The organism is Microbacterium sp. IEGM 1404, assembly GCF_030056775.1.
Lineage (GTDB): Bacteria > Actinomycetota > Actinomycetes > Actinomycetales > Microbacteriaceae > Microbacterium.
Genome location: NZ_JASHKP010000001.1, coordinates 260305 through 285665, shown reverse-complemented (window position 1 = coordinate 285665; position 25361 = coordinate 260305). Strand labels below are relative to the sequence as shown.

The following is a 25361-nucleotide window of genomic DNA, read 5'->3' as shown; positions in this document are numbered from 1 at the left end:
GGATCAACCGCGGGTGCGGTTCTTGTTCCACACGTCGAAGGCGACGGCCAGAAGCAGCACGAGGCCCTTGATGAACTGCTGGACGTCGGTCGAGATGCCCATGAGCGACATGCCGTTGTTGAGCACACCCATGACCAGACCACCGGCGATGGCACCGACCACGCGGCCGACGCCACCCTGGACGGCGGCGCCACCGATGAAGGAGGCGGCGATGGCATCCAGTTCGAACAGGTTTCCGGCGCCCGGACCCGCCGAGTTGAGTCGACCGGTGAACACGATGCCGGCGAGGGCCGCGAGCACGCCCATGTTCACGAACAGCAGGAAGTCGACGCGGCGGGTGTTGATGCCCGACAGCTTCGCGGCCGTGCGGTTGCCGCCGATCGCGTAGATGTGGCGGCCGAAGACGCTGCGGCTCATGACCGTCGAGTACCCGATGATGAGGATCGCCAGCACGACGAGCACGATCGGCGTGCCGCGCGAACCCGGGGCTACACCCAGGAGGTAGGTCAGGTAGGCGATGAGCGCGCCGCCGCCGATGACCTTCACCAGGAACGCCGCCATCGGCTCGTTCTGCAGTTCCAGGGCCGCGCGCTTGGCCCGCTGCCGCACCTGCGAGAAGACGAAGAGGACGAGGGTCAGCGCGCCGAGGGCGACGGTGATCCACTCCGCGGGCGAGGTGGCCGCGGGGAACAGGTCCGGGAAGAGGTAGCCACCGCCGAGCTGACGGTACTCGGTGGGGAACGGCGTGATCTGGGTGTTGCCGAGCGTCATCTGCGTGAGGCCGCGGAACAGCAGCATGCCGGCCAGGGTCACGATGAACGCCGGGATGCCGACGTACGCCACCCAGAAGCCCTGCCACATCCCGACCACCGCGCCGAGTACGAGCGAGAGCAGGATGCCGAGCCACCAGGGCAGACCCCACTGGACGATGAGGACGCCCGATACGGCACCCACGAAGGCGGCGACCGAACCGACCGACAGATCGATGTGGCCGGCGATGATGATCATCACCATGCCGATCGCGAGGATCAGGATGTAGCTGTTCTGGACGATGATGTTCGACACGTTGCCCGCGGTGAGCAGACGCCCGCCGGTGAGGGCCTGGAACAGCAGCACGATCACGATCAGCGCGATGAAGATGCCGATCTCGCGCAGACGCGAGGTGAAGAACTGCACGAGGCCGGCGGCTCCCCCGGCACCACCGCCGACGGGGCCCTTCGGCGTCGCCGGACCGGTCTCGGTCGCGGTGTTGTTAAGCGCTGACATGGTCGGCTTCCTTCTCCTTCGTCATGAGCACCATCAGGGCCTCGGGTGTGGCCTCCTCGATGGGCAGCTGGCCGGTGATGTGGCCTTCGCTGAGGGTGTAGATGCGGTCGCAGATGCCGAGCAGCTCGGGAAGCTCCGACGAGATCACGAGCACCCCCTTGCCCTGGGCCGCGAGGGAATTGATGATCGTGTAGATCTCGTACTTGGCGCCCACGTCGATGCCGCGGGTCGGCTCGTCGAGGATCAGCACCTCCGGGTCGGAGTACAGCCACTGCGACAGGACGACCTTCTGCTGGTTGCCGCCCGAGAGCTTCCCGACCACGACGTCGACCGTCGGGGCCTTGATGTTCATCGACTTGCGGTACCGGTTGGCCACGAGGTACTCCTCGTCGCCGTCGACCCAGCCGTTCTTGGCGAGCTTGCGCATGCCGGCGAGGGAGATGTTCCGCTTGATCGTGTCGATCAGGTTGAGCCCGGCGCCCTTGCGGTCCTCGGTGACGTACGCGAGGCCGCTGCGGATCGCGGCGGGCACCGTGGAGGTGTCGGCCTTCTGGCCGCGGATGAAGACCTCGCCCGAGATGCGCGAGCCGAAGCTCTTGCCGAAGACGCTCATCGCCAGCTCGGTGCGCCCGGCGCCCATGAGCCCGGCGATGCCGACGACCTCGCCGGCGCGCACGGTCAGGTTCGCCTCGTGGATGACGACGCGGCTGGCATCCGTGGGGTGATGCACGGTCCAGTCGGCGATGCGCAGGACCTCGTCGCCGATCTCGACGTCGCGGTCGGGGTAACGGTTCTCGAGCTCGCGACCGACCATCCCGCGGATGATGCGGTCCTCGCTCGTCCCGCCCGTGGCGACGTCCAGCGTCTCGATCGTGCGACCGTCGCGGATGATCGTGACCTCGTCGGCGATCGCGCGGATCTCGTTGAGCTTGTGGCTGATGATGATCGACGTGATCCCCTGACCCTTCAGGTGCCGGATCAGGTCGAGCAGGTGCTCGGAGTCGTCGTCGTTCAGGGCGGCGGTGGGTTCGTCGAGGATCAGGAGCTTGACGTCCTTCGAGAGCGCCTTGGCGATCTCGACCAGCTGCTGCTTGCCGACGCCGATCTCGTTCACGGGCACGTCGGGGCTGTCGCCCAGGCCCACCCGCGCGAGGAGCTTGGCGGCTTCCTTGTTCGTGGCATCCCAGTCGATGAGTCCGCGATGGGTGATCTCGTTGCCGAGGAAGATGTTCTCCGCGATCGAGAGGTAGGGGCTGAGGGCCAGCTCCTGGTGGATGATGACGATCCCGGCCGCTTCGCTGTCGCGGATGTCCTTGAATTCCACGGTCTTGCCGTCGAAGACGATCTCGCCGCGATAGTCGCCCGCGGGGTAGACACCGCTGAGCACCTTCATGAGGGTGGACTTCCCCGCGCCGTTCTCGCCGCAGATGGCGTGCACGGTTCCGCGCTCGACGGTCAGTGACACGTCCGCCAGGGCGATGACGCCGGGGAATTCCTTGGTGATCGAGCGCATCTCGAGGATGGTGCTCACGAGGTCCTCCTTGCAGGACCGGCTCGCAGGCCGGTGGGGATGTGGGAACAGGGGCCTCCGCCGCGACCCGGTGAGGGGGTCGCGGCGGAGGCGGGGCGGGAGGGCCGAGGCCCTCCCGCGGGGATCACTTCAGGTCGTCGGCGGTGTAGTAGCCGCTGTCGACGAGGACCTTCTCGTAGTTGTCCTTCGTGACGATCGTCGACTCGAGCAGGTACGAGGGAACGACCTTCTCGCCGTTGTCGTACGTCTCGGTGTCGTTGACCTGGGGCTCGGTGCCCTTGCGGATGTCGTCGACCATGGTCACGGCCTGCTTGGCGAGCTCGCGCGTGTCCTTGAAGATCGTCGAGTACTGCTCACCCGCGATGATCGACTTGATCGAGCCGACCTCGGCGTCCTGACCGGTGATGACCGGCAGGGCGTCGGCGGAGTAGCCGCCCGAGGTGAGGGCCGAGATGATGCCGATCGACAGACCGTCGTAGGGCGAGAGCACACCCTGGAGCTTCGTGCCGCCGATGACGGTGAGGATGTTCTCCATGCGCTTCTGCGCCGTCTCGGGCAGCCAGCGCAGGATCGCGGCCTGGCCGAACTCGGTCTGGCCGGACGGGACGACGAGCGTGCCCTTGTCCAGGTACGGCTGGAGGGTGTCGATGGCGCCCTTCCAGAAGAACGTCGCGTTGTTGTCGTCGGGGCTTCCGGCGAACAGCTCGACGTTGAACGGACCGGCAGCGCCCGTGTCCTTGCCCGAGGCGTCGAGGACGCCGAGGCCCGTGAGGAGCGACGTGGCCTGCTGGACGCCGACCTTGTAGTTGTCGAACGTCGTGTAGTAGTCGACGTTCTTGGTGCCGTTGATGAGGCGGTCGTACGCGATGACCGGGATCTTCGCGTCGGCGGCCTGCTGCAGCACGTCGGTGAGGGTGGTGCCGTCGATGGAGGCGATGATCAGGGCCTTGGCGCCCGAGGTGATCATGTTCTCGATCTGCGAGACCTGGGTGGGGATGTCGTCGTTGGCGTACTGCAGGTCGACCTGGTAGCCGAGCTCCTCGAGCTGCGACTTGACGTTGTTGCCGTCGGCGATCCACCGCTCCGACTGCTGGGTGGGCATCGCGACACCGATGATGCCGCCCGCCTCCTGGGCGTCGCCGCCGCCGCTGCCGGTGCGGTCGCCCGCGCAGCCCGCGAGGCCGATGCCGAGCGCGAGGACGCCCGCTCCCGCGACCGCCTTGAGCATGCTGTGCTTCTTCACTCTGGTTCCCTTCGTTGGGTTGGATGTCACGGTCTCTCCGCACGGAGCCCACCGCTTCAGCGCGGACGGCACGCCGACACGCGTCCGACGGGGCGAAACGAGGCCGGTCGGCGGCGCGCGGCTACGCGTCGTTCGAAACGTCTTCGTCTCGACGGAGTCGCTCCGCAGCGAGTCCCGTCGGCGTGGTGTGGCGGTCATGTGACCGTTCACATTGTGTGTGTGATGCTACCCCGCGCATCTCGCCCGCTGTCAAGTCCCCCTGCGTTCGGCGACCAGCCGTTGCCAAACCGTGACGTGTCAGCGGCTGGGCGGTGCGGTCGACGAGCGCACGATGAGCCGCAGGTGATCGGGCTCCGGCATCGCCTGGTCGTCATGAGAGACGCCCAGGTCAGTGAGCAGATCCCAGACGGCGCGCTGCCCGATGCCGGCGAAGTCCTGGCGTACGGTCGTCAGCGGCGGCCACAGGTGCGCCGCCTCCGGGACGTCGTCGAATCCGACCACCGACACGTCCTCGGGGACGGATCTGCCGATCGCGCGGACGGCGTGCATGAACCCCAGCGCCATGTGGTCGTTGCCGGCGAAGACCGCCGTGGCATCCTCGGTGCGCAGGAGCTCGAGCCCGGCCTCGTATCCGAACTGGGCGGTCCAGTCCCCCAGCACCGGCGGTCGCGGCGCGAGGTCCTGCGCGTCCATCTCGGCGAGGTATCCGCGCATGCGGTGGTCGGCCTCGATCCAGTCGCGGGGCCCGGCGATGTGCAGGATGCGGGTGTGCCCGAGGTCGACGAGATGGCGCACGGCCGCGCGGGCCCCGGCGATCTGATCGTTGAAGGTCGCGGTCGGGGTGGACGGCCCCGTGGACGAGACGATCCGCACCGGGACGGGGAGCTGCATCTCGTCCAGGATGGGAACCACGCGCGTCTGGGGCGCGACGGCGATGAGACCCTCGATCGACTGCTGCATGAGGTGATCGATCGAGGCGCGGACGTCGTCGGGCGCGCTCGTGCCGAGGTTCGTGACCGTCAGACGGTACCCGGCCCGCCGTGCCGCCGACTCCACGGCCAGCACCATCGCCGACGTGCCGTGCGTCGTGGCGCGCGGCCCCAGAACCCCGATGAGGCGCGTCCGGCTGGTCGCGAGCGCCCGCGCGGCCTGGTTGGGAACGAACTTCAGCTCGGCGATCGCCTCGCGGACGCGGGCCGCCGTCTCGGGACGCAGCTGCGGACTGTTGTTGATCACGCGCGAGACGGTCTGGTACGACACTCCGGCGAGCCGGGCCACGTCGCGGATGCTCGGCGCCCTGGCCGCGGCATCCGGGATGTCGGTCTCGCTCATCGATCTCGCTTCTTTGCGTCGCCGATCGTGTCGTGACCGGTCACACGAGGATAACCGACGCGCGCCCGGGGTCGCGGTCGCGGGGTCGACCCGCGCCGGGACCTGAGCGCGCGGTGCCGGAAACGCCGACTCAGGATGCCAGGAGGGCGCGGTAGAAGCCGATGCCCCGCAGCCACACCTCGACGCGGATCCGCTCGTCGGGGGCGTGCAGCGCGTCGCGCTCCGCGCGCGTGAGGTGGAACGGGGTGAACCGGTAGACGTGGTCGGTGAGCCCGGTGTAGAACCGGCTGTCGCTCGCGCCGAGCTGCAGATAGGGCAGGGGGATCACGTCGTCGCCGAGGGTCTCCGCCACGGCCACTGCCAGGCGCCGCCACGCCGTCCCCTGCCACGGCGACACGGGAGACGGATCGCTGCCGTGCCGCAGCTCGATGTCGATGAGCGGATCGTCAATGGCGCGGCGCAGATGGATCGCGGCATCCGAGATCGTCTCGCCCGTGAGCAGTCGGACGTTCACCGTCGCGCGCGCCGTCGTCGCCAGGACGTTGTCGCCCGCCGAGCCCTCGAGCCGCGTGACCACGGCGGTCGTGCGAACGAGGGCGTTCGTCTCGGGGCCGAGCAGGGCGAACGCCGCGGTCAGCACCGGTGCGGTCACCGCCGTGCGACGGAACACGGTGCGCACCGGTTCCGGCGCGTGGGCCGCGGCGCTGGCGAGCATCGCGCGCACCGGCGGGACGAGCCGGCGCGGGAACGGGCGCCGACGGACCCGGTCGATGGCGCGCGCCAGTCGGGCCGTGGCGGGGAACGACGGCGGCGTCGAGGCGTGGCCGCCCGCCTCGCGCGCGATGAGCTCGAAGGTCGCACTGCCGCGCTCGGCGACGCCGATCATCGCGGTCGGCGCGCCGACGCCCGGCAGCGCCCCCTCCACCACGGCTCCGCCTTCGTCGAGCACCAGCGCCGGCCGGACGCCGCGCTCGGCGAGCAGCGCCGCGATCGCCCGGGCACCCTCGCCGAGGGTCTCCTCGTCGTGCCCGAACGCCAGCCAGACATCGGCGTGCGGCACCACCCCCTCGGTCAGGGCCTGCTCGACCGCCTCCAGGATCGCCACCAGGGCGCCCTTGTCGTCGATCGCGCCGCGGGCGTAGAGCGTGGCATCCTCCCCCTCCCCCTCGACGACGGCACCGAAGGGGTCGCGCGTCCAGGGCTGGCCGGCCGTATCGACGACGTCCTGGTGCGCCAGGAGCAGCAGCGGGTCGAGGCTCGACGCGCCCCGCCACCGGTAGAGCAGCGCGTGGCCCGCCACGATCTCCCGCTCCAGGTGCGCGTGGACGAGCGGATACAGACGCTCGAGCGCGGCGTGGAACTCGTCGAACCGCGCGGTGTCCGTGCGCGTCGGGTCGACGTACGACACGGTCGGGATGGCCAACAGCTCGCGGAAGCGCTCGACGGGCGTCATGACGCGAGCCTACGCGGACGGCATCCGTCCCTCACGGTTCGCGCGGCGTCCGTCGTCGACCGGCACCCCTCGGGCGCCGATACGGTGGTCCCATGACCGGACTGCACTGGGGCATCCTCGCTACGGGCGGCATCGCGCACGCCTTCACCTCCGACCTCCGCACCGCGGGTCTCGACGTCGCCGCCGTCGGTTCCCGATCGATCGACAGCGCGCGGGCGTTCGCCGCGCAGTACGGCATCCCGCACGCGCACGGCTCGTACGAGGAACTCGTCGCCGATCCCGAGGTCGACATCGTCTACATCGCCACCCCGCACCCCGCCCACGTCGAGAATGCGCTGCTCGCCCTCGATCACGGCAAGCACGTCCTGGTCGAGAAGCCGTTCACGCTCAACGAGGCGGAGGCCGGCCGCATCCGCGATCGCGCCGCCGAGAAGGGCCTCCTCGCGATGGAGGCGATGTGGACGCGGTACCTGCCCCACATGGTCCGCATCCGCGAGATCCTCGCCGCCGGAACGCTGGGCGAGGTCCGCGTGGTCTCGGCCGACCACACCCAGAAGATCTCCACCGACCCGCAGCACCGACTCAACGCCCTCGAGCTCGGGGGCGGCGCCCTCCTCGATCTCGGCATCTACCCGGTCTCGTTCGCGGTGGACGTGCTGGGCCTCCCCGAGCGCATCACCGCCTTCGCCCGGATCTCGGATGCCGGCAGCGACGCCGAGGTCGCCACGGTGTTCGTGCATCCCGGCGGCGCGATCTCCACCACGGTGTCGTCGTCGCGCGGCGCGGGCGCGAACGTGGCGCAGATCGTCGGCACCGAGGCCCGGATCGAGATCGACCGCGTCTGGTACACGCCCACGACGTTCCGCGTCGTCGGCCCCGACGGCACGGTCATCGAGGAGTTCGACGGCGGCGTCGACGGTCGCGGCATGCAGTTCCAGGCGCTGGCCGCCGAGCGTCTCGTCGCCGAGGGCGCGACCTCGAGCGATGTCCAGCCGATCGACGAGACGGTCGCGATCATGGGTGTGCTCGACGAGGTCCGCCGACAGATCGGTGTGGTCTACCCCGGCGGACGCTGAGCGGGCTACCCGTCGCCCCGCCTCGCGGGAGAGACTGGACGCATGCCGGATCCTCAGAACGCCCGTGTCGCCGTCTACCTCGATTTCGACAACATCGTCATGTCCTGGTACGACCGCGTCCACGGACGCAACGCGTACTCGCGCGATCGGCAGAAGATCGCCGAGAACCCGATCGAGCCCGAGATCGCCGAGCGACTGACGAAGGCGACGATCGACGTCGGAGCGATCATCGATTACGCCGCCTCCTTCGGCACACTCGTGCTGACCCGCGCGTACGCCGACTGGTCGGCCCCGGTGAACGCCGAATACCGCTCGCAGCTGGTCGCCCGCGCGGTCGACCTCGTGCAGTTGTTTCCCGCAGCGGCATACGCCAAGAACGGCGCCGACATCCGACTCGCGGTGGATGCCGTCGAAGACATGTTCCGCCTCCCCGACCTGTCGCACGTGGTCATCGTCGCCGGCGACAGCGATTACGTCCCCCTCGCGCAGCGGTGCAAGCGTCTCGGGCGTTACGTCGTCGGCGTGGGGGTCGCGGGCTCGACGGCGAAGTCGCTCGCCTCCGCGTGCGACCGGTTCGACAACTACGACGGGCTGCCCGGCATCCCGAAGCTGGCAGACACCAAGAAGGATGCCGCCCCCTCGCGGCCCCGCGCCCGCAAGCGGTCGCAGGACCCGGCGGTCAACCTGCTCGAGCGCGCGATGCAGCTCGAGGGCGAACGCGCGGACGGCGAGTGGCTGCACGCCTCGGCGGTCAAGGACCTCATGAAGCGCCTCGACCCGTCGTTCAGCGAGAAGGCCCTGGGATTCCGCAGCTTCTCGGACTTCCTGAAGGCTCAGACCGACCAGGTCGAAGTCGACGAGGATTCCAACATCGTGCAGGTGCGCGCGGTCACCCGCGCGGCCTGACGGCGTACGCGGCGAGCGCCCGGTGCGTTCGGCCGGCCGTGGCGACGGTCAGCGGCGCTCCGCCCCCGGTGCCACGTGCGCGAGGACGCTCGCCCACACCGCCGACAGGGTGATGTGGCCGTTGATGGTGTCGAGCTCGTCGGCGTCGATCACCTCGACCCGCGCCGACGGGATGCGCCGCGAGTACCACTCGGCGTCGTGCACGCCCGCCGGACCGTCCCCGCCGACCACCACGAGCGTGTCGGCGACGACGTCGTCGAGCAGAGGCGTGTGCAGGTCACGGCTCAGAGGATCGGTCGGGCTCTCCACGCCGACGATCGCGAGCCGGTCGACGACGGCACCCATCACCGCGGCGAGGTGCAGCGCGATCGGACCGGCCGACCGTTCGCCGACGAGCCCGACCGCCGTCCCGGGGATCTCGCGCTCGAGCAGCCCCCGCAGGGCGTCGAGCGTGAGCCCGGCCGGCGTCTGACCGCCGAACGCGGGCGGATCCTCCAGTTCGGGGGCGTCCAGACCCACGGCGACGATCCGCACATCGAAACCCGATGTCACGCGCACATCGGGGTCGATGGTCGACACGTCACCGGTGCGCAGCACCACGACCGCCCGGGGTGCTCCGGGGGTTCCGAAGCTGCGGTACTCGAGCTCTCCGTCCAACCACGGCACACGGCTCATCGGGTCATCCTTCCGCGGGTTCGCCGTCGGTCTCGGCTCCGAGTCCGGACGGGGTGTCTTCCGGGTCTGACGCGGGCGAGCCGGTCGCGCCCGGAAGGAGCGATCGGAGCGTATCGATCGTGTCGGCCTCCGCCACCGGCTTGTCGGGGCGGTAGCCCTTCACGCGGGCGAAGCGCAGGGCGACCCCGCCGGGATATCGAGTCGACCGCTGCACGCCGTCGATCGCGATCTCGACCACCGTGTCGGGAGTCACCCGGATGCCACCGGGCACCACACCGATCTCGCGCTCGGCGAAATGCGCGGTCTGCCAGCCCAGCAGTTCGTCGGTGAGTCCCTTGAAGGTCTTGCCGACCATCACGAAGCCGCCGGGCTCGCCGAACACTCCGCGGGGGTCGAGCGCTCCGAGGTGCAGGTTCGAGAGCCAGCCCGAGCGGCGCCCCGACCCACGCTCGACGCCGAGCACGACGAGGTCGAAGGTGTGCACGGGCTTGACCTTCAGCCAGCTCTTGCCCCGGCGCCCCGCCGTATACGGCGCGTCGACGCCCTTGACCATGACGCCCTCGTGACCCTCCCGCAGCGCCGCCCGGGAGAAGGCGTCGGCGGCATCCGGATCCTCGGTGACGATCGAGGGGATCCGCAGGTCGGGGGCGATCCGTTCGAGCTCGGCCCGTCGCTCCGACAGCGGCTCGTCGATCAGATCGCGACCGTCGAGGTGGAGGAGGTCGAAGAACCACGGCCGGAGCGCGATCTCGCGGGCGGTCTCTGCCCCGAATCTCGCCATCGTGTCTTGGAACGGCCGCGGCGCGCCGTCGTCGTCGAGCGACAGCGTCTCGCCGTCGAGAATGACGTCGGTCACGGGGAGAGCCCGCACGACCTCGACGATCTCGGGCACCCGGTGCGTGACGTCGGCCAGAGTCCGCGTGAACACGCGCACGTCGTCCCCGTGACGATGCACCTGCACCCGCGCCCCGTCGAGCTTGTACTCGACCGAGGCGAGACCGGCGACCGCCAGCGCCTCCTGCACCGACGTCGCCGTGGAGGCGAGCATCGGCTGAACGCCGCGACCCACGACGAGTCCCACGGATGCCAGCTCATCCGCCGATCCGGTGAGCGCCACCTCCGCCGTCGCGCCGAGGTCGCCCGACAGCATCGCCGCGCGGCGGACGACCGCGCCGTCGCGGTCGGCCGCCCGGGCCACCGCGTCGAGGAGCACGCCCTCGAGCGCGCCCGTCCGCAGCTCGCCGGTCATGACGCGCACCAGGAGATCCCACTCGTCGGGGGTCGCCCCGCGCGACAGGTCGTCGAGGACCGCGATGCGCGCCGCCGCGGAACCGCTGCCGGAGATCGCGGCCAGCCGCGAGAACGCCGCGTCGACGTCGGCGACGGTGAGCTCGGAGGTCTCCGCGTGGTCGCCGTCCCGCGCGACCAGCGTGCGCCAGCCGATGCCGAGGCGGCCCTGTCGTGGTGCTGCGGTCAGCAATCCGATCGCGGGCAGGATCTCGTCCGGCGCCAGCCCGCGGAGCAGGTGGGCGAGGGCGTCGACCTTGACGAGCCGCGAACGGGTGGCGGCCACGGTCGCCAGCGCGGCCTGCAGTTCACCGAGGAGCATGGGGGCATCCTGGCATCCCCCTCCGACATTCCCGGTCGGCTTGCGCGCAACGCGTCCGGCTGCCACCGAGGCGATCACGGCGACCCCTCCCCGCGGATCACACCCCGCGTCGCTCCGCAACCCCCACGAAGGCGACGGAGCCGTGGCGTGTGCTGGTCTCCTCCCCCAGGAACGAGGTCCCGTGAACGCTCCCGCCACCGCCGAACAGTCCGCCCGCACAGCCCGCGAGGCCTTCGGGTGGGACGCGCTGCTGCCGGGACAGGCCGAGGCGATCGACGCCGTCGTCGGCGGTCGCGACACCCTCGTCGTCTTCCCCACCGGCGCGGGGAAATCCGCGGTCTACCAGATCGCGGGATGCGAACTCGGCGGCGTCACGGTCGTCATCTCGCCGTTGCTCGCCCTCCAACGCGACCAGATCGCGTCGATCGACGCGGCGCCCGACGCCCCCGCCGCCGTCGCGCTGAACTCGCGTACGGGAGCGCGCGGACGGGGAGCGGCCTGGGCCGCGATCGAGAGCGGCGAGCCCGTATACGCGTTCCTCGCGCCGGAGCAGCTCGCCAACCCGGACGTCTTCGACCGTCTGAAGCGCTGCGACGTGCGCCTGATCGTCGTCGACGAAGCGCACTGCGTGTCGGCCTGGGGGTTCGACTTCCGCCCCGAGTACGCCCGTATCGGAGACGCCGTCGAGGCCCTCGGCCACCCTCCCGTCCTGGCGCTGACGGCGACGGCATCCGGTCCGGTCCGTGACGACATCGTCGCGAGCCTGGGCATGCGCGAGCCGCATCTCGAGGTGCGCGGCATGGATCGCCCGGAGATCCACCTGTCGGTTCGCCGACACGAGCACGACGCCGACAAGCGTCGTGCGGTCCTCGACGAGGTCATGGATGCCGAGGGCCCCACGCTCCTCTACGTCGCGACCCGCAAGGAGACCGACGCGTACGCCGACGAACTCGTTTCCCGCGGGCGTCGCGCCGCGCCGTACCACGGGGGGATGGCGCAGAAGCGGCGCGACGAGGTGCACGCGGCGTGGAGCGCGGGCGAGCTGGACGTCGTCGTGGCGACCTCCGCGTTCGGGATGGGCGTCGACAAGGCCGACGTCCGGTGCGTCGTGCACGCCGATGTCACCGAGTCGCTCGACTCCTACGCCCAGGAGATCGGTCGCGCCGCTCGGGACGGACAGCCGGCGCGCGCCGTGCTGCACTACCGCGCCGAAGACTTCTCGCTGCGGTCGTTCTTCGCGGGGGGACACAGCCGCCGCTCCGACATCGCCGGGGTGTGGGACGTGCTCCGTCGAAGCGCGATCCCCCTGCGGGCGAAGGACGTCGCCGAGCAGAGCGGTCGCTCGACCCGTGCGATCGGCCGCGTCCTCACGCAGCTCGTCGCGAGCGGACTGGCGGAGTCCGGTCCCGACGGGATCTCCCCGACCTCCACCGCCTCCGCGGGGGACGCCGTGGCCGCCGTGCGGGAACGCGACGCGTCCGAGGAACGCATCCGCGCCTCGCGCATTGAGATCATGCGCGGGTACGCGGAGACCGTCCGCTGCCGCCGGCGTGCCCTGCTGGAGTACTTCGGCGTCGAGGCGGCCGAGCACTGCCGCACATGCGATCGGTGCGACGTCGTCGACGCGGCGCCCGTCCCGGCCGCGGACGCCGAGCCGGACGAGCTCCGGGTCGACTCCACCGTCGACCACCACGAGTGGGGATCGGGCACGGTGATGGCTGTCGAGGCCGACCGACTCACGGTGTTCTTCCCCGACCACGGCTACAAGGTGCTCGCCCGCGCCGCCTTCGACCGCGGCATCCTGGAGCTCGGCGACGCCGCGTAGCGGGTCGCCGCTCGGTCAGCGACCGTTTGGGGCGCACTTCGCGCTTTGGGGCGCGGTATACCCCGCCCCAAAGCGCGGATCACGCCCCAAACCCGCGACGCCCGGGGTCACTCGCGCGTCGACCACCACGCCCAGGCGATGAGCGGCACCTGCAGGAACAGTCGCACGAAGCGCGCCCGGTCGGTGCTCAGGCCCGGCGCCGAACGACCGGTGCGCCACTGGTGCACGTTGCCGGGGAACACGGCGACGAAAAACGCCGCGACCGCGGCACCGATGCGCCGACGTTCCCGGGGCAGGGCGACCAGTCCGACGCCGAGCAGCACCTCGGCCGCCCCGGATGCCACCACGATCGCGTCCTTGTCGGTGTGCAGCACCCGCGTCGCCCAGTCCGGGACGACGATGCGATATCCGCGACGCCCCCAGGTCACGTGGCTGACTCCCGCGGCGATGAGCAGGGCGGCCAGCGCACCGCGCGCGACGGAACGGACGGGGACACCTCGACGTCGTGGCATCCGGTCAGTCTGCCACCGGCGCGGTTCGGCGTGCGGTCGGGCTCACGTGAGATCGCGAAGGTCGGTCAGCGATCGACGCGCGAAGTCGATGCCGTCGAATACCGCCGTCGCATCGTCGCCCATCGGCGCCTGGGCGAGAAATCCCAGCGAGATGCTCGACGGGTCGGCGTCCAGGCGGAACAGTCGAACGAAGAGCCAGGCTGCTCCGTCGACCGAGAAGTGGAACGCGTAGGCGGCGCCCACGCGAGCGATCCGGAGGAACACGGCATCCCCGGGGATGAGGGGGCCGTTCGCATCGTCGGAGAAGCCGTTGGTCACGACACTGACGACCATCGGCTCCCCCTGCGGGGAGTTCTCGTTGCAGAGCTTCGCCCAACGATCGGCACCAGACCACAGCGCGAGCGCTCCCGCATCGAACGTCGAGCGCGCGCCGAGGACGCGCACCCGCGCGGAGAGGACGAAGTCCCCCTCCGGAGCGGGGAAGGCGAGCGCCGTCGCGGCGTGCTGCCACGGACCTCCGGTGGAGTCATTGGTCCAGTCGACGCCGCGAGCCGCCCGCAGCGTGAGAGCGCCGGACGCGGCGTCGACGGACGCCTCACCGTCGGCACCCGTCCAGTGCAGCGACGGGAGACCGGGCAGCGAGGGGATCATGTGCTCACGCTCGCACTCGCCTGCGTCGGCCCCGTCCGCCGCGCGAAATCGACGTACGCCGCCACGGTGTCGTCGGGGACGATGGCCCGCAGCACCACCTCGTCGACCGCGGCGGTGTACGCCTCGAGCGCCCCCGCAAGCTCGGTGACATCGCGGATCGTCGTGTTGGCGGCATCCACCCCCATCCGGGCGAAGTTCGCGGCGTAGTTCGGGAACGACGCGTACCGCGCGGTCTCGGCGTCGAGCCTGACTCGGGCGGCGTCGACGATCGCCGTGCGCACGTACACCGCGACGTAGGCTCCGGGCCCGAGCGACTCGGCCTGGGCTGCGGCTTCGGCGGGCGGCACCCAGTTCAGCAGCACGCCCTCGGCCTCGTCGGCACCGAGACGGCGCATCTTCGGTCCGAGTGCGCCGACGAGAACCCGCGGGATCCCCGCCCCGTGCAGCACCTCGATCGCCGCGCGCACGCGGGCGAGGGCACCCTGCTTCGCCATGCCCGAGCCGATGCCGAGGGTGAGCCGGTCCAGCGGGAGGGCGAGGGATGCCACCTCTTCGGCGATCTCGGTGGCGGGGCGACGGTCCACGGGCACGACGCCCGTGGCCAGGCGGAGCGTCGACGTGACGCGGGCGGCCGCGGCGAGCGCCGCGAGCGCATCGCCGTCGGGGGTGTCGTTGATCCAGAGGGTGTGGAATCCCGCGGCCTCGACGGCGGGCGCGATCCCGGCGACGGCGTCGGGCCCGAGCGAGCCGGCGAGACCGATCGAGACCACACCGCGGCTCACGAGACGCCCCCGGCGGCGGGCACCTCGACGGCGACCTGTCCGACGGCCGAGAAGAACACGTGCAGATCGACGTCGTCGGTCGGCAGCAGGACGACGTCGTCGACACCAGCGGCCTGGAAGCGCGCGACGCCCTCGGCGACGTCGCCGACGGATCCCGCGAGTGCCCGGTCGGCGGCATCCGGTCGGTCTTTCAGCACGGCGCCGACGCGCTCGGCCGCACCCGGCCCGAACGCGGTGAGGACGTAGGCCACGATGTCGGGACTGCCGTCGCGCCCCGCCTCGGCCCATCCGGCGCGGACGGTGCGGACGGCCTCGGCGATCTCATCGACCGTGTGCCGGCTGTCGAGGATGACGCCGTCGGCCACCGCCCCGGCGAGGTGCAGCGTCTTGGGCCCCTCGGCCGCGGCGTACACCCGGGGCGCGACCACCGGCGGCCAGTCGAGCGCCACGTCGCGCAGCCGCACGTACCGGCCTTCGGCGCTGACGGTGTCGCCGGCCAGGAGCCCACGGAGGGCCGGCAGCTGCTCCTGCATGAGGGTCAGCGGCGAGGCGGCCTTCGCCCCGACCTGCCGCATCCAGTCCTGCACGCCGTGGCCGAAGCCGGGCAGCAGCCGTCCGGGGAACATGCGCTCGATCGTGGCGACCTCCATCGCGGAGGCGGCCACGTTGCGCAGCGGGAACGGCGCGATGCCCACGCCCACGCGCAGGTGGTCGGTGACGGCGAGCGCGGCGGTCGCGGCGGCCCACGCCGACGACCGGAAGCAGTCCTCCCACAGCCACAGCTCGGGCACCCCCTCGCCCTCGGCGACCCGCGCGGCCTCGCGCAGTTCCTCGGGCGGGTGCGGGTAGGGGCTGAAGATCGTGCCGATACGACTCATGCCCCTACTCTGCCGTGCCCCACCGACATGCGGGAGGGACGCCACGGCATCCGCGACACCTCCTGCACACCGGCGTCAGGCCGGACGAAACGGCGCCGGCGGGAGCGGCGCGCCGGAGTCGTGCACCTCCCACGCCGCTCCAAAACGAGGAAGGGCCCCCGGAACCCGAGGGTTCCGAGGGCCTGACACCAGCCTCACGCCGCGAGCGCCTCCACGGCGGCCCGCACGACGAAGCCGGATGCCGTGGCATCCACGGTCACCGCTCCCCCGTCGGCCAAGTCGCCGGCGACGAACAGGTCGGCGATGCGGTCGTCGATCTCGCGCTGGATGACCCGGCGCAGCGGCCGCGCGCCGTACTCGGGCTCGTACCCGACCTCGGCGAGGCGGTCGACGGCGGCATCCGTCACCTCGATGGTGACTTCGCGCGACGCGAGCCGCTTCGACGTGCGCTCCAGCAGCAGCCGGACGATGTCGCGCAGCTGCGCCTTCTCGAGCTTGCGGAACATCACGATGTCGTCGATGCGGTTGAGGAACTCGGGCCGCATCGCCTCGCGGAGCTTGCCCATGACCCGGTCGCGCAGGTCGTCGTCGGCGAAGTCGCGTCCGGCCGTGGTGAACCCGATGGCTCCCGAACGGGATGCCAGGTACTCGCTGCCGAGGTTCGACGTCATCACGATGACGGTGTTGCGGAAGTCGACCGTGCGCCCCTGGCCGTCGGTCAGGCGTCCGTCGTCGAGCACCTGCAGCAGCAGTGTGAAGACGTCGGGGTGGGCCTTCTCGATCTCGTCGAACAGCACGACGGAGTACGGGTTCCGGCGCACGCGCTCGGTGAGCTGTCCGGCCTCGTCGTAGCCGACGTATCCCGGAGGGGCACCGATGAGGCGCGACACGGTGTGGCGCTCGCCGAACTCGCTCATGTCGAAACGGATGACCGCTGCGTCGTCGTCGAACAGCGAGCCGGCCAGGGCCTTCGCCAGTTCGGTCTTGCCGACACCGGTGGGTCCGAGGAACAGGAACGACCCGACCGGTCGGTTCTCGTCGCCCATCCCGGTGCGGTTGCGGCGCACGGCCTTGGCGACCGCGGTGACCGCGGCATCCTGTCCGATCACTCGGGCGTGCAGCTCGGTCTCGAGCTCGGCGAGACGTCCGCGCTCACCGGCGGTCAGACGCGAAACCGGGATGCCGGTCGACCGGCTGATCACCGCGGCGATATCGGGCTCGTCGACCACCGCGTCGGGGCGCGGGGCGGACGTCGCGGACGCCAACCGCTCCTGCACGGCGGCGATCTCGTCGCGGATGCGCGAGGCCTCCTCGTAGTGCTCGGCCGAGACGGCGGCGTTCTTGTCGGCCTCGAGGGTCGCCAGACGCTCCACCAGTGCGGTGGTGTCGACGGTGACGCCGAGGCGCAGGCGCAGCCGGGCACCGGCCTGGTCGATGAGATCGATGGCCTTGTCGGGCAGCACGCGGTCGGGCAGGTAGCGGTCGCCGAGCTCGACCGCGGCGCGGAGGGCCGCGTCCGTGTACGTCACGGCGTGGTGCTCCTCGTACGCGGAGCGCAGACCCCGCAGGATCTCGACGGCATCCGTGATCGACGGCTCGCCGACGCGCACGGGCTGGAGGCGCCGTTCGAGGGCGGGGTCCTTCTCGATCGTGCGGTACTCCTTCAGGGTCGTGGCACCGATGAGGTGGAGCTCGCCGCGCGCCAGGCGCGGCTTCAGGATGTTCCCGGCATCCATCGCGCCCTCTCCCCCGGCTCCGGCGCCCACGATCGTGTGGACCTCGTCGATGAAGACGACGAGAGCGCCGGACTGCGCAGCGATCTCGTCCATCGTCTGCGTCAGACGCTCTTCGAAGTCGCCGCGGTAGCGGGCACCGGCGAGCATCGCGGCCAGGTCGATCGAGACCACGCGCGTCTCGCGGAGCTGCTCAGGCACCTCTCCGGCGACGATGGCACGGGCGAGCCCCTCGACGACGGCGGTCTTGCCGACGCCGGCCTCACCGATCAGCACGGGGTTGTTCTTCGTGCGGCGGCTGAGGATCTCGATGGTCTGCTCGATCTCGTCGGCGCGTCCGATGACCGGGTCGAGGCGCCCCGACGCGGCGAGCGCGGTGAGGTCGGTGCCGAAGCGGTCGAGGTTGGGGGTCGTGGATGCCGTCTCCTCCGGCGCCGCGGTCTGCTCGCCGCCGACGACGGTCTCGCGCACGCCCTGGGTCAGGGCTTCGGCGGTGACGCCGGCCTGCGCCAGGATCTGCCCGGCGGGGGCGTCCTGCGCGAGGACGAGCGCGAAGAAGAGGTGGTCGGGGTCGACGTACGTGGATCCCGCGGCCCGGGCCACCTGGAAGGCGTGGAACAGCGCGCGCTGGACCGATCCCGCCACGACGGCGCCGTCGACGTCGGCGGCGGGACCGGCGGCCGGCAGACGGCTCTCGGCGGCGCGGGCGATCGCGGCGGGGTCGGCACCGAGTCGAGCGACGGCTTCGCGCGCGGGCGACTGCCCGACGAGCACGTGCAGGACGTGCAGAGCGTCGAGCTCGTGCTGACCGCGGGCGAGCGCGTAGCGACCGGCGTCCTGGAGCGCCTCTTGCGTGCGGGCGCTCAGGAACCGACTGAGGTCGATCGAACGCTCGGCGCGCGCCCGCTCACCGGCGAGGTAGCGCGCGAGGAACTCGTCGAACGACTGGGCGCCGTTGTCCCCGGCGCCGGGGGTGACATCTTCGGGCAATTCCGTCTCCTGTGATACGTGAGTGGAGTCGACTCAAGTTTCTTACTTGAGTGGCTGCGTATCAAGTTCAACGGAGGGGCTCCGAGGATATTCCCGGCTCGCGCTCCCTAGGCGCGAAGCCGCGGATCCGGCTCGTTCCACAGCTCCACGGTCTGAAGCAACCAGAAGACCGCGAACAGCACGAGCGCCAGCGACTCCCCCAGGAACACCCAGGGCACGGGACGCGTGACATCCCCTCCCCCGATCGCCCGCACGAGCGTCGCCGCGAGCCCGACGAGTGCGATCAGGATGCCGAGCGCCACCGCCGCGTACGCGGGGCGGAAGCGCTCCGGCGCGCGTTGCGGCCGCCACGCCGCGATCGCGGCCACCGCGCCGATGAGCAGGAAGAAGCCCACCGCGGCGGTGTTGTGCGCGAAGAGGAGGAACGCTCCGGGTGCGACGAACGCCCACGTCCCGAGCCCCAGGACCACGACCCCCACCGCCGCCGCGGTGAGGGCGACCCCGCGCGAGATCGTCCCCTGCACGATCGACAGCACCACACCCGCGGCCACCCCGACCAGAACCACGGATGCCACGCTCACGCCGTTGTTGAGCACGGCGGGGAGGACCGCGGGCGGGACGCACCGCACGGCCTCCCCACACGCCTCGGCCGCCACGGTCGTGGGGACGACCGCGATCACGAGCGCCAGGACCGCGGCGACGTCCAGCAGCCCCTGTTCGACACTGTGCCCTGAGAGCGCGACGAACGCCGCCGCCACCACGAAGAGCCCCGCCACGAACATCGGTCCCGCCGGGGTGTAGTACGCCGCGCTGAGCGACGGCAACGACCCGCCCGTGATCTCCTCCACCGTGATCGCGACGGCCAACAGCAGCGTCGCCGCGAGGATCGTCAGGCGCACGTACCGGTAGGTGCGCTGCGTCGAAGTGGTGCGGATGCGCATGCGCACATCTTGGCAGCGGCCTCCGACGTTCCCCGGGACCTCTGCGAGAATGCCCGGATGCGCGAGTTCCTCCAGGGCGCCCGGATGCTCCTCCGCGGCCTCGGCCAGTGGCGCCGCTCCCCCGGCGCGATGGCGCTCGGCCTGATCCCGGGCTTCCTCGTCGGGCTCCTCTTCGCCGCGGCGCTCGTCGGCTGGGGCGTCCTCCTCGGCGACGTCGTCGACGACTGGACCCCGTTCGCGAATACCTGGGACCCGCTGTGGGCCACGGTCCTGCGCACCGCGATCGTGGTCGCCTCGTTCGGGGCGGCCGCCTTCCTCGCGATCGTGTCGTTCACCGCCGTCACCCTCGCGGTCGGCGAGCCGTTCTACGACCGCATCTGGCGCGCCACCGAGCTCACCGCCACCGGACGGATCCCGGATGCCGACTACGGATTCTGGCGCGCCGCCGGAGACGCGGTGCGCCTCATCGTCCGCGGCGCGTTCGCGGCGCTCGCCGCGTGGCTCCTCGGCCTCATCCCCTTCGTCGGCGGGGTCCTCGGGTTCGTCGTCGGCGTGCTGCTCACCGGCTGGCTCCTCGCCGACGAGCTGACTTCCCGCGCCCTCTCCGCCCGGGGGTTGGATCGCCGGGCACGCCGGGCGGTGCTGCGCGAGAACCGCGCGCGGGCCCTCGGCTTCGGCGTGGCGACGCAGCTGTGCTTCCTCGTGCCGCTCGGCGCCGTCGCCGTGATGCCGGCCGCTGTCGCCGGCAGCACGCTCTGGACGCATGCGGCGCTCCGCGAGACGCCGGCCGCGGCGCACCGGACGCCCGACGCGGCACGATAGCCTGGAGCGACCGAAGGGATCCCCTATGTTCATCGTCTCGCTCATCCTGTTCATCGGCGGCATGCTGCTGTTCGGTCTGTCGTTCTCGACCGCCGTCCCCGCACTGGTCTTCGCCCTCGGCATCCTGCTGGTCGCCGCGTCGCTGGCGCTGCCCTTCCACTTCGGCACCCGGTAATCGCCGCCCACGACGCCTCGGCGCCCTTCTCTCTCGACGACCTGCGCCGCTGGCCCGACCTCGAGGGTCCGGATCTGGTGGCGGTGGATGCCGCCGACCGCCTGATCCTCGACGAATCCGCCGCCGCGCGGGCGGACGTCCCCGACGGCGGACTCGTCGTCATCGACGACGCGTACGGCGCCCTCACCCTCGGCGCAGCCGCGGCCGGGGCGCGTGGCATCCGGGTCCATCAGGACGCCCTGACCGGTGAGCAGGCCCTCTCCGCCAACGCCGACCGCGCCGGGCTCGACGGAACCTTCACGCACCACGACCTGGATGCCGAGCTCGTCCGCGACGCGCGCGTCGTCCTGCTCCGTCTCCCCCGCGCCCTGCGCGCGCTCCACGACATCGCCGGGCTCATCGCCGCGCACGCGCACCCCGACGTCGTGGTGTTCGCCGGCGGGCGGCTGAAGTACATGACGCCCACGATGAACGACGTGCTGCGCGAGCACTTCACGCGCGTCGACGTCACGCACGCGCGGCAGAAGTCGCGCGTGCTGGTCGCCCGCGGTCCGCACGACGGCGCCGACCCGCAGCCGGAGGCCGCGACCGTCGACGGCATCGAGGTGCGCGCCTTCGGCGGCGTCTTCGCGGGAGCGTCGATCGACATCGGCACGCGTCTCCTCCTGGCACACCTCCCCGACCCCGTCGACGGCGCGATCGACTTCGCCTGCGGCACCGGAGTCGTGGCCGCGGCGTGGGCGTCGCGGCATCCGTCGGTCCGGGTCATCGCCACGGATCAGTCCGCGGTCGCGGTGGCGTCCGCCCGCGCGACGGCCGCGGCCAACGGGGTCGCCGACCGGGTCGACGTCGTGCGCGACGACCTGCTCGCTTCGCGGCCCGACGAGAGCGCGTCGCTCATCGCGCTGAACCCGCCGTTCCACACCGGAGGTGCGATCACCGAGGGCGTCGCGCCGCGGATGTTCGCCGACGCGGCGCGCGTGCTCGCGCCGGGCGGAGAGCTGTGGGTCGTGTGGAACTCCGCGCTGCAATACCGTCCGGCGCTCGAGCGCCTGGTCGGCCCGACGCGTCAGGTCACGCGCGACCGCAAGTTCACGGTCACCGCCTCGACGCGGCGCTGACCCTCAGGCCTCTCGTCCCACTTCCGACGGCGCGCGTCCCACAAATCGTCGGTCTCCGCAGCCCGGAACCACCGAAACTGGGACACGGTCCCACCGCCGCAGCACCTCAGCGGCGCCCGCGACACCCCTCGTCCCACTTCCGACGGCGCGCGTTCCACTAACCGTCGGTCTCCGCAGCCCAGAACCGCCGAAACTGGGACACGGTCCGGCAGCAGCCGGCAGCATCAGCCACTGCCGCCGCGACAATCCTCAGCCCTTGCCACCCGGCGGGCCGACGACCAGCAGCACGACGAAGATCAGCGCGACGACGACCGCGATCAGGATGCCGAGCACCCACGGCCGCCGCAGGAAGAACCGCAGCAACCGGTCGAGAGGCCGCTGGTCGCGCGGGTCGTCGCCCGCGTCGAGCCGCCACGCTCCGCGAAGCCGTCCCGTGCGGTGCAGCCACAGCTCGGTCGGCACGGTGGCGTACGGGATCACGGCGCTGACGATCGCGACAGCCGCCGGTCCGACACCCCAACGCTGATTCAGCGCGACAAGCACCGCGGTCGCCCCGTAGGCGAGGAAGACGAACCCGTGGATGCCACCCCCGATCGTCACCGCGATCGACAGGTCGGCGGTGGCGCGGAGGATGAGCCCCGCGATCAGCAGAGTCCACGAGATGGCCTCGGCGATCGCGAGTGTGCGAAACAGGGTCAGGGGCGTGCGGAACACGTCTCTCCTCGTTCGGGTGCGGGGCTTCCCACCCTACGGAAACGCCCCGGCTCCCACCCGCCGCACTGTTCGACGTCGAGGCAGCCCGCGCTCACTCGATCGGTTCGTCGTCGTGGTCCAGCGTCGGGTCCGACTTCTCGCCCTGGGCCGCGGTGGACGTGTCGGGCTCGGGGCCGGGATCGATAGGTGGCATGTCGCGGTCGGCATCCATGGCTCCACCCCACCACAGCGGCGGACGGATGCCAGGGCCTTGACCTCCGCCCCCGCCGCGTAGGCTGGTCGGGTGGCGGAATCCCGGGGACGCGTGTGGACCGGGGTCATCCGCATCGGCCCGCATCGTGGGGATCATCGCGTCGCCGCCCGTGCCGCCCTGAGCGTCGGCGTCCCCCTGCTGGTGCTGCTGCTCATCGGCCGGCTGGACCTCAGCGTCTACGCCTCGTTCGGGGCCTTCGCGGCGCTGTACGGGCGCCTCGACCCGCCGCGGACGCGCGTGCGGATGCAGGCCACCGCGGGCGGCGTCCTCGTGCTCTCGATGCTGCTCGGCACGCTGCTGTCGGCCGTGTCGGCTCCTCCGCTCGCGAGCGTGGTCGTCGTCGCCGTGCTCGCCGCGGCGGTGACGCTGTTCGCGTACCGGGCGCAGTGGCATCCGCCCGGTGCGCTCTTCACGGTGTTCGCCGCGGGAGCGTGCGCGAGCTTCCCGGCGACGGTCGCGACGTTCGGCCTGGTGCTGCTGGTCGGCGTGAGCAGCGTGCTCTGGAGCCTGCTCGTGACGACGGCGTTCGTGCTCGCGCGACGCGGGTCGTGGCGGCGCCCGAAGCGCACCTCCCCGCCGATCGGCGCCGTCGCGTGGGAGATGACCGCGACGGTCGGTGTCGCTGCGCTCCTCGCCGGGATCGCGGGTGTGCTGCTCATCGGGACGCACTGGTACTGGGCGATGGTCGGCGCGGTGGCCGCGGTCGGCGGCGCCCACGTGACCGCGCGGCTCATCCGCGGAACGCAGCGCCTCGTCGGCACCCTCGTCGGCGTCCTGATCGCCGCCGGTCTGCTCGCCCTGCAGCTGCCCCCGTGGGCGATCCTCGTCGTGGCCGTGGCGATGCAGGTCGGCGCCGAACTGTTCGTGGGCCGCAACTACGGCATCGCGATGGTGTTCATCACCCCGCTCGCGCTCCTGATGATCTCGCTCGCCTCCCCCGCCACGCCCGACATGTTGCTGCGCGACCGCGTGCTCGAGACCGTGATCGGCGTGGCGGTCGGCACGATCGTCGCGATCGTCTCCGCGGCGCTGCGGCGTCGCTCGACCGCCTGACCCCGAAGGAGACCCGGATGCCGGGACCCACCCCCGTCGCCCTGACCGTCGTCGGCGCGATCAACGTCGACCTCACCGCCCGCGTTCAGCGCGCACCCGGCCCCGGCGAGACCGTCGCCGACGGGGTCCTCCAGCGCGGACCCGGCGGCAAGGGCGCGAACCAAGCCGTCGCGGCCGCGCGCCTCGGAGCCGAGGTGCGCCTGGTGGGCGCCGTGGGCGACGACCTCGACGGACGCGGTGTCCGCGAGCAGCTGGCATCCATCGGCGTCGACGCGTCGACCGTGCAGACGTCCGACGCCGCCACGGGCACCGCGCTGATCGTCGTGGATGCCACCGGCGAGAACTCCATCGTCGTGTGCGCCGGCGCGAACGCCGCGATCGACGCCGACGCCCTCGAGATCGAGCCCGGTTCCGCCGTGCTCGCGCAGTTGGAAGTGTCGGATGCCGTGATCTCCACCGCCGCGGAAGCCGCCGGGTTCTTCGCCCTCAACGCCGCTCCCGCGCGTCCGCTCCCCGAGGGCGTGCTCGAGCAAGCCGACCTGGTGATCGTGAACGAGACGGAGTACGCCCAGCTCCCCGAGGTGCACGATGCTCCCCTGCTGTGCGTGACGCTCGGAGCCGAGGGCGCGCGGCTGTACCGGCACGGCGACCTCGTGGCATCCGCACCGGGGGTGTCGACGACCGTCCGCAACACTGTCGGCGCCGGCGACGCTTTCTGCGCGGCGCTGGTCGTGGGCCTGCTGCGCGGCGACGCGGAGGACGTCGCGCTCGCGCGCGCCTGCGCGGTCGGGGCCGCGGCCGTGGCGGACGACGCGTCGCAACCCGCACTCGAGCGCCTCGACGCGTACGGGGTGTCCGCGTGAGCCGCCGCCCGATCCTCGTCGACTGCGACACCGGCATCGACGACGCCCTCGCCCTCGCGTACCTGTTGGCCGAGCCCGCGGTCGAGATCGTAGGCGTCACGACCGTCTCCGGGAACACGGATGCCGCCCGCGGCGCCGCCAACACTCTGACGCTGTTCGATCTCGCCGGGGTCCACGACATCCCCGTCGCCGTCGGGGCGCACCACTTCCGCGGGCGCGACTACGCCGGCGGAGCGCCGCACGTGCACGGCGAGGACGGCGTCGGCGGGATCGCGTGGGCCGCGGCCGACCGCTCCCCCGACACCCGCGAGGCCGTCGAGCTCATCGACCACCTCGCCGCGCGGCATCCGAACCTCACCGTCCTGGCCCTCGGTCCGCTCACGAACCTCGCCGCGTACGCCGAGACGCCCGGCGTCGCCGCGTTCGATCGGCTCGTCGTCATGGGCGGCGCGTTCGGCCACTCGGGCAACGTGACGGCGTGGGCGGAGGCGAACATCCACAACGACCCCGAGTCCGCCGCGGTCGTCTTCGCCCAGGACTGGGACACCACCCTCGTCCCCCTCGACGTCACGATGACCCAGACTCTGGATGCCACCGACCTCGTGCGCCTCGAAGCGATCCCGGGCGCCGTCCCCCGAGCGCTGGCCATGATGCTGCCGGCCTACCTCGACTTCTACGAGGGCCGCGTCTTCCCCGACCGCCGCTGCGCGCTGCACGATCCGCTGGCGGCGATGGTCGCGGCGGGCGTGCTGCGCGGTGTGAGTGTCGCCGCGGGGCAGGTGGAGGTGCGGCTCGCAGGCGGCGAGCGGGGACGCACCGTGTCATCGCGCGCGTCCACGACGCAGCGGTGGGTGCGCGGCATGGAGGGGTCGGCCGTTGAGGTGCTGCTTGGGCGGCTCGAAGGGCGGGAGTGGCCGGGCTGAAAAGCTCGTTGCGCCAGGCGTCCGTCAGCGCCAT

At 71.6% G+C, this 25361-nt stretch carries 23 protein-coding genes; 9 read left to right on the top strand and 14 right to left on the bottom strand.

The genetic code is table 11. From position 1 onward, the window contains the following. Positions 1–3 precede the first annotated feature (3 nt). The 5 genes from mmsB to QM517_RS01385 all read right to left on the bottom strand — a co-directional run bounded on the left by mmsB (position 4) and on the right by QM517_RS01385 (position 6825). Positions 4–1266, bottom strand: a complete 1263-nt coding sequence (mmsB, locus tag QM517_RS01405; protein ID WP_237488627.1) for a multiple monosaccharide ABC transporter permease — start codon at positions 1264–1266, stop codon at positions 4–6. After that, complete coding sequence (mmsA, locus tag QM517_RS01400) at positions 1253–2779, bottom strand: multiple monosaccharide ABC transporter ATP-binding protein (protein WP_283285784.1); 1527 nt, start codon at positions 2777–2779, stop codon at positions 1253–1255. The genes mmsB and mmsA overlap by 14 nt, the downstream gene beginning before the upstream one ends. A gap of 142 nt (positions 2780–2921) precedes the next feature. Continuing rightward, entirely contained in the window at positions 2922–4025 is a 1104-nt protein-coding gene (gene chvE, locus QM517_RS01395; protein WP_077052674.1) for a multiple monosaccharide ABC transporter substrate-binding protein, read from the bottom strand. 312 nt (positions 4026–4337) lie between these two features. Further along, the gene (locus QM517_RS01390; protein ID WP_077051920.1) at positions 4338–5372 is read right to left on the bottom strand and encodes a LacI family DNA-binding transcriptional regulator; all 1035 of its coding nucleotides are present in this window, start codon (positions 5370–5372) and stop codon (positions 4338–4340) included. A 130-nt stretch (positions 5373–5502) separates the two neighbouring features. After that, on the bottom strand, positions 5503–6825 hold the full coding sequence (locus tag QM517_RS01385) for a M20/M25/M40 family metallo-hydrolase (RefSeq protein WP_283284624.1): 1323 nt from the start codon (positions 6823–6825) through the stop codon (positions 5503–5505). A 92-nt stretch (positions 6826–6917) separates the two neighbouring features. On the opposite strand from QM517_RS01385, the gene QM517_RS01380 reads away from it, so the two are divergent. Continuing rightward, a complete protein-coding gene (locus tag QM517_RS01380) occupies positions 6918–7901 on the top strand; it encodes a Gfo/Idh/MocA family protein (protein WP_283284622.1) in 984 nt (327 codons plus the stop codon). 42 nt (positions 7902–7943) lie between these two features. Further along, a complete protein-coding gene (locus QM517_RS01375; RefSeq protein ID WP_077051923.1) occupies positions 7944–8807 on the top strand; it encodes an NYN domain-containing protein in 864 nt (287 codons plus the stop codon). Positions 8808–8855: 48 nt separating this feature from the next. Here QM517_RS01375 and QM517_RS01370 read toward each other — a convergent pair whose 3' ends face one another. Both QM517_RS01370 and QM517_RS01365 read right to left on the bottom strand, forming a co-directional pair. Next, positions 8856–9482, bottom strand: a complete 627-nt coding sequence (locus tag QM517_RS01370; RefSeq protein WP_283284619.1) for a hypothetical protein — start codon at positions 9480–9482, stop codon at positions 8856–8858. Positions 9483–9486: 4 nt separating this feature from the next. Continuing rightward, a complete protein-coding gene (locus tag QM517_RS01365; protein WP_283284617.1) occupies positions 9487–11091 on the bottom strand; it encodes an ATP-dependent DNA ligase in 1605 nt (534 codons plus the stop codon). A 181-nt stretch (positions 11092–11272) separates the two neighbouring features. Between QM517_RS01365 and QM517_RS01360 the strand changes: the two genes are divergently transcribed. After that, complete coding sequence (locus tag QM517_RS01360) at positions 11273–12916, top strand: RecQ family ATP-dependent DNA helicase (RefSeq protein ID WP_283284615.1); 1644 nt, start codon at positions 11273–11275, stop codon at positions 12914–12916. Between the two features lie 107 nt (positions 12917–13023). Here QM517_RS01360 and QM517_RS01355 read toward each other — a convergent pair whose 3' ends face one another. The 6 genes from QM517_RS01355 to QM517_RS01330 all read right to left on the bottom strand — a co-directional run bounded on the left by QM517_RS01355 (position 13024) and on the right by QM517_RS01330 (position 19403). After that, positions 13024–13428 carry a DoxX family protein gene (locus QM517_RS01355; protein WP_283284613.1) on the bottom strand — a complete coding sequence of 135 codons (405 nt, stop codon included), beginning with the start codon at positions 13426–13428 and terminating at the stop codon, positions 13024–13026. A gap of 42 nt (positions 13429–13470) precedes the next feature. Further along, positions 13471–14079, bottom strand: coding sequence for a DUF1349 domain-containing protein (locus tag QM517_RS01350; protein WP_283284611.1), 609 nt, complete (start codon positions 14077–14079; stop codon positions 13471–13473). Continuing rightward, positions 14076–14861, bottom strand: a complete 786-nt coding sequence (locus QM517_RS01345) for an LLM class flavin-dependent oxidoreductase (RefSeq protein WP_283284610.1) — start codon at positions 14859–14861, stop codon at positions 14076–14078. Before QM517_RS01345 ends, QM517_RS01350 begins: the two co-directional genes overlap by 4 nt. Continuing rightward, positions 14858–15739 carry an LLM class flavin-dependent oxidoreductase gene (locus tag QM517_RS01340; RefSeq protein ID WP_283284608.1) on the bottom strand — a complete coding sequence of 294 codons (882 nt, stop codon included), beginning with the start codon at positions 15737–15739 and terminating at the stop codon, positions 14858–14860. Before QM517_RS01340 ends, QM517_RS01345 begins: the two co-directional genes overlap by 4 nt. A 194-nt stretch (positions 15740–15933) precedes the next feature. Continuing rightward, positions 15934–18462, bottom strand: coding sequence for an ATP-dependent Clp protease ATP-binding subunit (locus tag QM517_RS01335; RefSeq protein ID WP_303655286.1), 2529 nt, complete (start codon positions 18460–18462; stop codon positions 15934–15936). Positions 18463–18569: 107 nt separating this feature from the next. Then, the gene (locus QM517_RS01330; protein WP_283284606.1) at positions 18570–19403 is read right to left on the bottom strand and encodes a hypothetical protein; all 834 of its coding nucleotides are present in this window, start codon (positions 19401–19403) and stop codon (positions 18570–18572) included. 57 nt (positions 19404–19460) lie between these two features. Here QM517_RS01330 and QM517_RS01325 point away from each other — a divergent pair, with 57 nt between their 5' ends. The 3 genes from QM517_RS01325 to QM517_RS01315 all read left to right on the top strand — a co-directional run bounded on the left by QM517_RS01325 (position 19461) and on the right by QM517_RS01315 (position 21521). Next, complete coding sequence (locus tag QM517_RS01325) at positions 19461–20225, top strand: EI24 domain-containing protein (protein WP_283284605.1); 765 nt, start codon at positions 19461–19463, stop codon at positions 20223–20225. Positions 20226–20250: 25 nt separating this feature from the next. Then, a complete protein-coding gene (locus QM517_RS01320; RefSeq protein ID WP_175627619.1) occupies positions 20251–20400 on the top strand; it encodes a hypothetical protein in 150 nt (49 codons plus the stop codon). Positions 20401–20474: 74 nt separating this feature from the next. Further along, on the top strand, positions 20475–21521 hold the full coding sequence (locus QM517_RS01315; RefSeq protein WP_303655343.1) for a class I SAM-dependent methyltransferase: 1047 nt from the start codon (positions 20475–20477) through the stop codon (positions 21519–21521). A 249-nt stretch (positions 21522–21770) separates the two neighbouring features. Here the strand turns inward: QM517_RS01315 and QM517_RS01310 are convergent, their stop codons facing one another. Next, positions 21771–22235 (bottom strand): DUF3817 domain-containing protein, encoded by a 465-nt coding sequence (locus QM517_RS01310; protein ID WP_077051934.1) that lies wholly within the window; start codon positions 22233–22235, stop codon positions 21771–21773. A 283-nt stretch (positions 22236–22518) separates the two neighbouring features. On the opposite strand from QM517_RS01310, the gene QM517_RS18560 reads away from it, so the two are divergent. The 3 genes from QM517_RS18560 to QM517_RS01295 are packed head-to-tail and all read left to right on the top strand — an operon-like array spanning position 22519 to position 25327. After that, the gene (locus QM517_RS18560; protein WP_283284599.1) at positions 22519–23541 is read left to right on the top strand and encodes an FUSC family protein; all 1023 of its coding nucleotides are present in this window, start codon (positions 22519–22521) and stop codon (positions 23539–23541) included. Between the two features lie 17 nt (positions 23542–23558). Beyond that, on the top strand, positions 23559–24404 hold the full coding sequence (locus QM517_RS01300; RefSeq protein ID WP_283284597.1) for a ribokinase: 846 nt from the start codon (positions 23559–23561) through the stop codon (positions 24402–24404). Further along, positions 24401–25327: a nucleoside hydrolase gene (locus tag QM517_RS01295; RefSeq protein WP_283284596.1), complete on the top strand. Its 927-nt coding sequence runs from the start codon at positions 24401–24403 to the stop codon at positions 25325–25327. Before QM517_RS01300 ends, QM517_RS01295 begins: the two co-directional genes overlap by 4 nt. Positions 25328–25361: the final 34 nt, after the last annotated feature.

Excerpts from the sequence above, each read along its gene's own strand:
- mmsB (WP_237488627.1), bottom strand. The coding sequence starts at position 1,266 with ATGTCAGCGCTTAACAACACCGCGACCGAGACCGGTCCGGCGACGCCG.
- mmsA (WP_283285784.1), bottom strand. The coding sequence starts at position 2,779 with ATGCGCTCGATCACCAAGGAATTCCCCGGCGTCATCGCCCTGGCGGAC.
- chvE (WP_077052674.1), bottom strand. The coding sequence starts at position 4,025 with ATGCTCAAGGCGGTCGCGGGAGCGGGCGTCCTCGCGCTCGGCATCGGC.
- QM517_RS01390 (WP_077051920.1), bottom strand. The coding sequence starts at position 5,372 with ATGAGCGAGACCGACATCCCGGATGCCGCGGCCAGGGCGCCGAGCATC.
- QM517_RS01385 (WP_283284624.1), bottom strand. The coding sequence starts at position 6,825 with ATGACGCCCGTCGAGCGCTTCCGCGAGCTGTTGGCCATCCCGACCGTG.
- QM517_RS01380 (WP_283284622.1), top strand. The coding sequence starts at position 6,918 with ATGACCGGACTGCACTGGGGCATCCTCGCTACGGGCGGCATCGCGCAC.
- QM517_RS01375 (WP_077051923.1), top strand. The coding sequence starts at position 7,944 with ATGCCGGATCCTCAGAACGCCCGTGTCGCCGTCTACCTCGATTTCGAC.
- QM517_RS01370 (WP_283284619.1), bottom strand. The coding sequence starts at position 9,482 with ATGAGCCGTGTGCCGTGGTTGGACGGAGAGCTCGAGTACCGCAGCTTC.
- QM517_RS01365 (WP_283284617.1), bottom strand. The coding sequence starts at position 11,091 with ATGCTCCTCGGTGAACTGCAGGCCGCGCTGGCGACCGTGGCCGCCACC.
- QM517_RS01355 (WP_283284613.1), bottom strand. The coding sequence starts at position 13,428 with ATGCCACGACGTCGAGGTGTCCCCGTCCGTTCCGTCGCGCGCGGTGCG.
- QM517_RS01350 (WP_283284611.1), bottom strand. The coding sequence starts at position 14,079 with ATGATCCCCTCGCTGCCCGGTCTCCCGTCGCTGCACTGGACGGGTGCC.
- QM517_RS01340 (WP_283284608.1), bottom strand. The coding sequence starts at position 15,739 with ATGAGTCGTATCGGCACGATCTTCAGCCCCTACCCGCACCCGCCCGAG.
- QM517_RS01330 (WP_283284606.1), bottom strand. The coding sequence starts at position 19,403 with ATGCGCATCCGCACCACTTCGACGCAGCGCACCTACCGGTACGTGCGC.
- QM517_RS01325 (WP_283284605.1), top strand. The coding sequence starts at position 19,461 with ATGCGCGAGTTCCTCCAGGGCGCCCGGATGCTCCTCCGCGGCCTCGGC.
- QM517_RS01320 (WP_175627619.1), top strand. The coding sequence starts at position 20,251 with ATGTTCATCGTCTCGCTCATCCTGTTCATCGGCGGCATGCTGCTGTTC.
- QM517_RS01300 (WP_283284597.1), top strand. The coding sequence starts at position 23,559 with ATGCCGGGACCCACCCCCGTCGCCCTGACCGTCGTCGGCGCGATCAAC.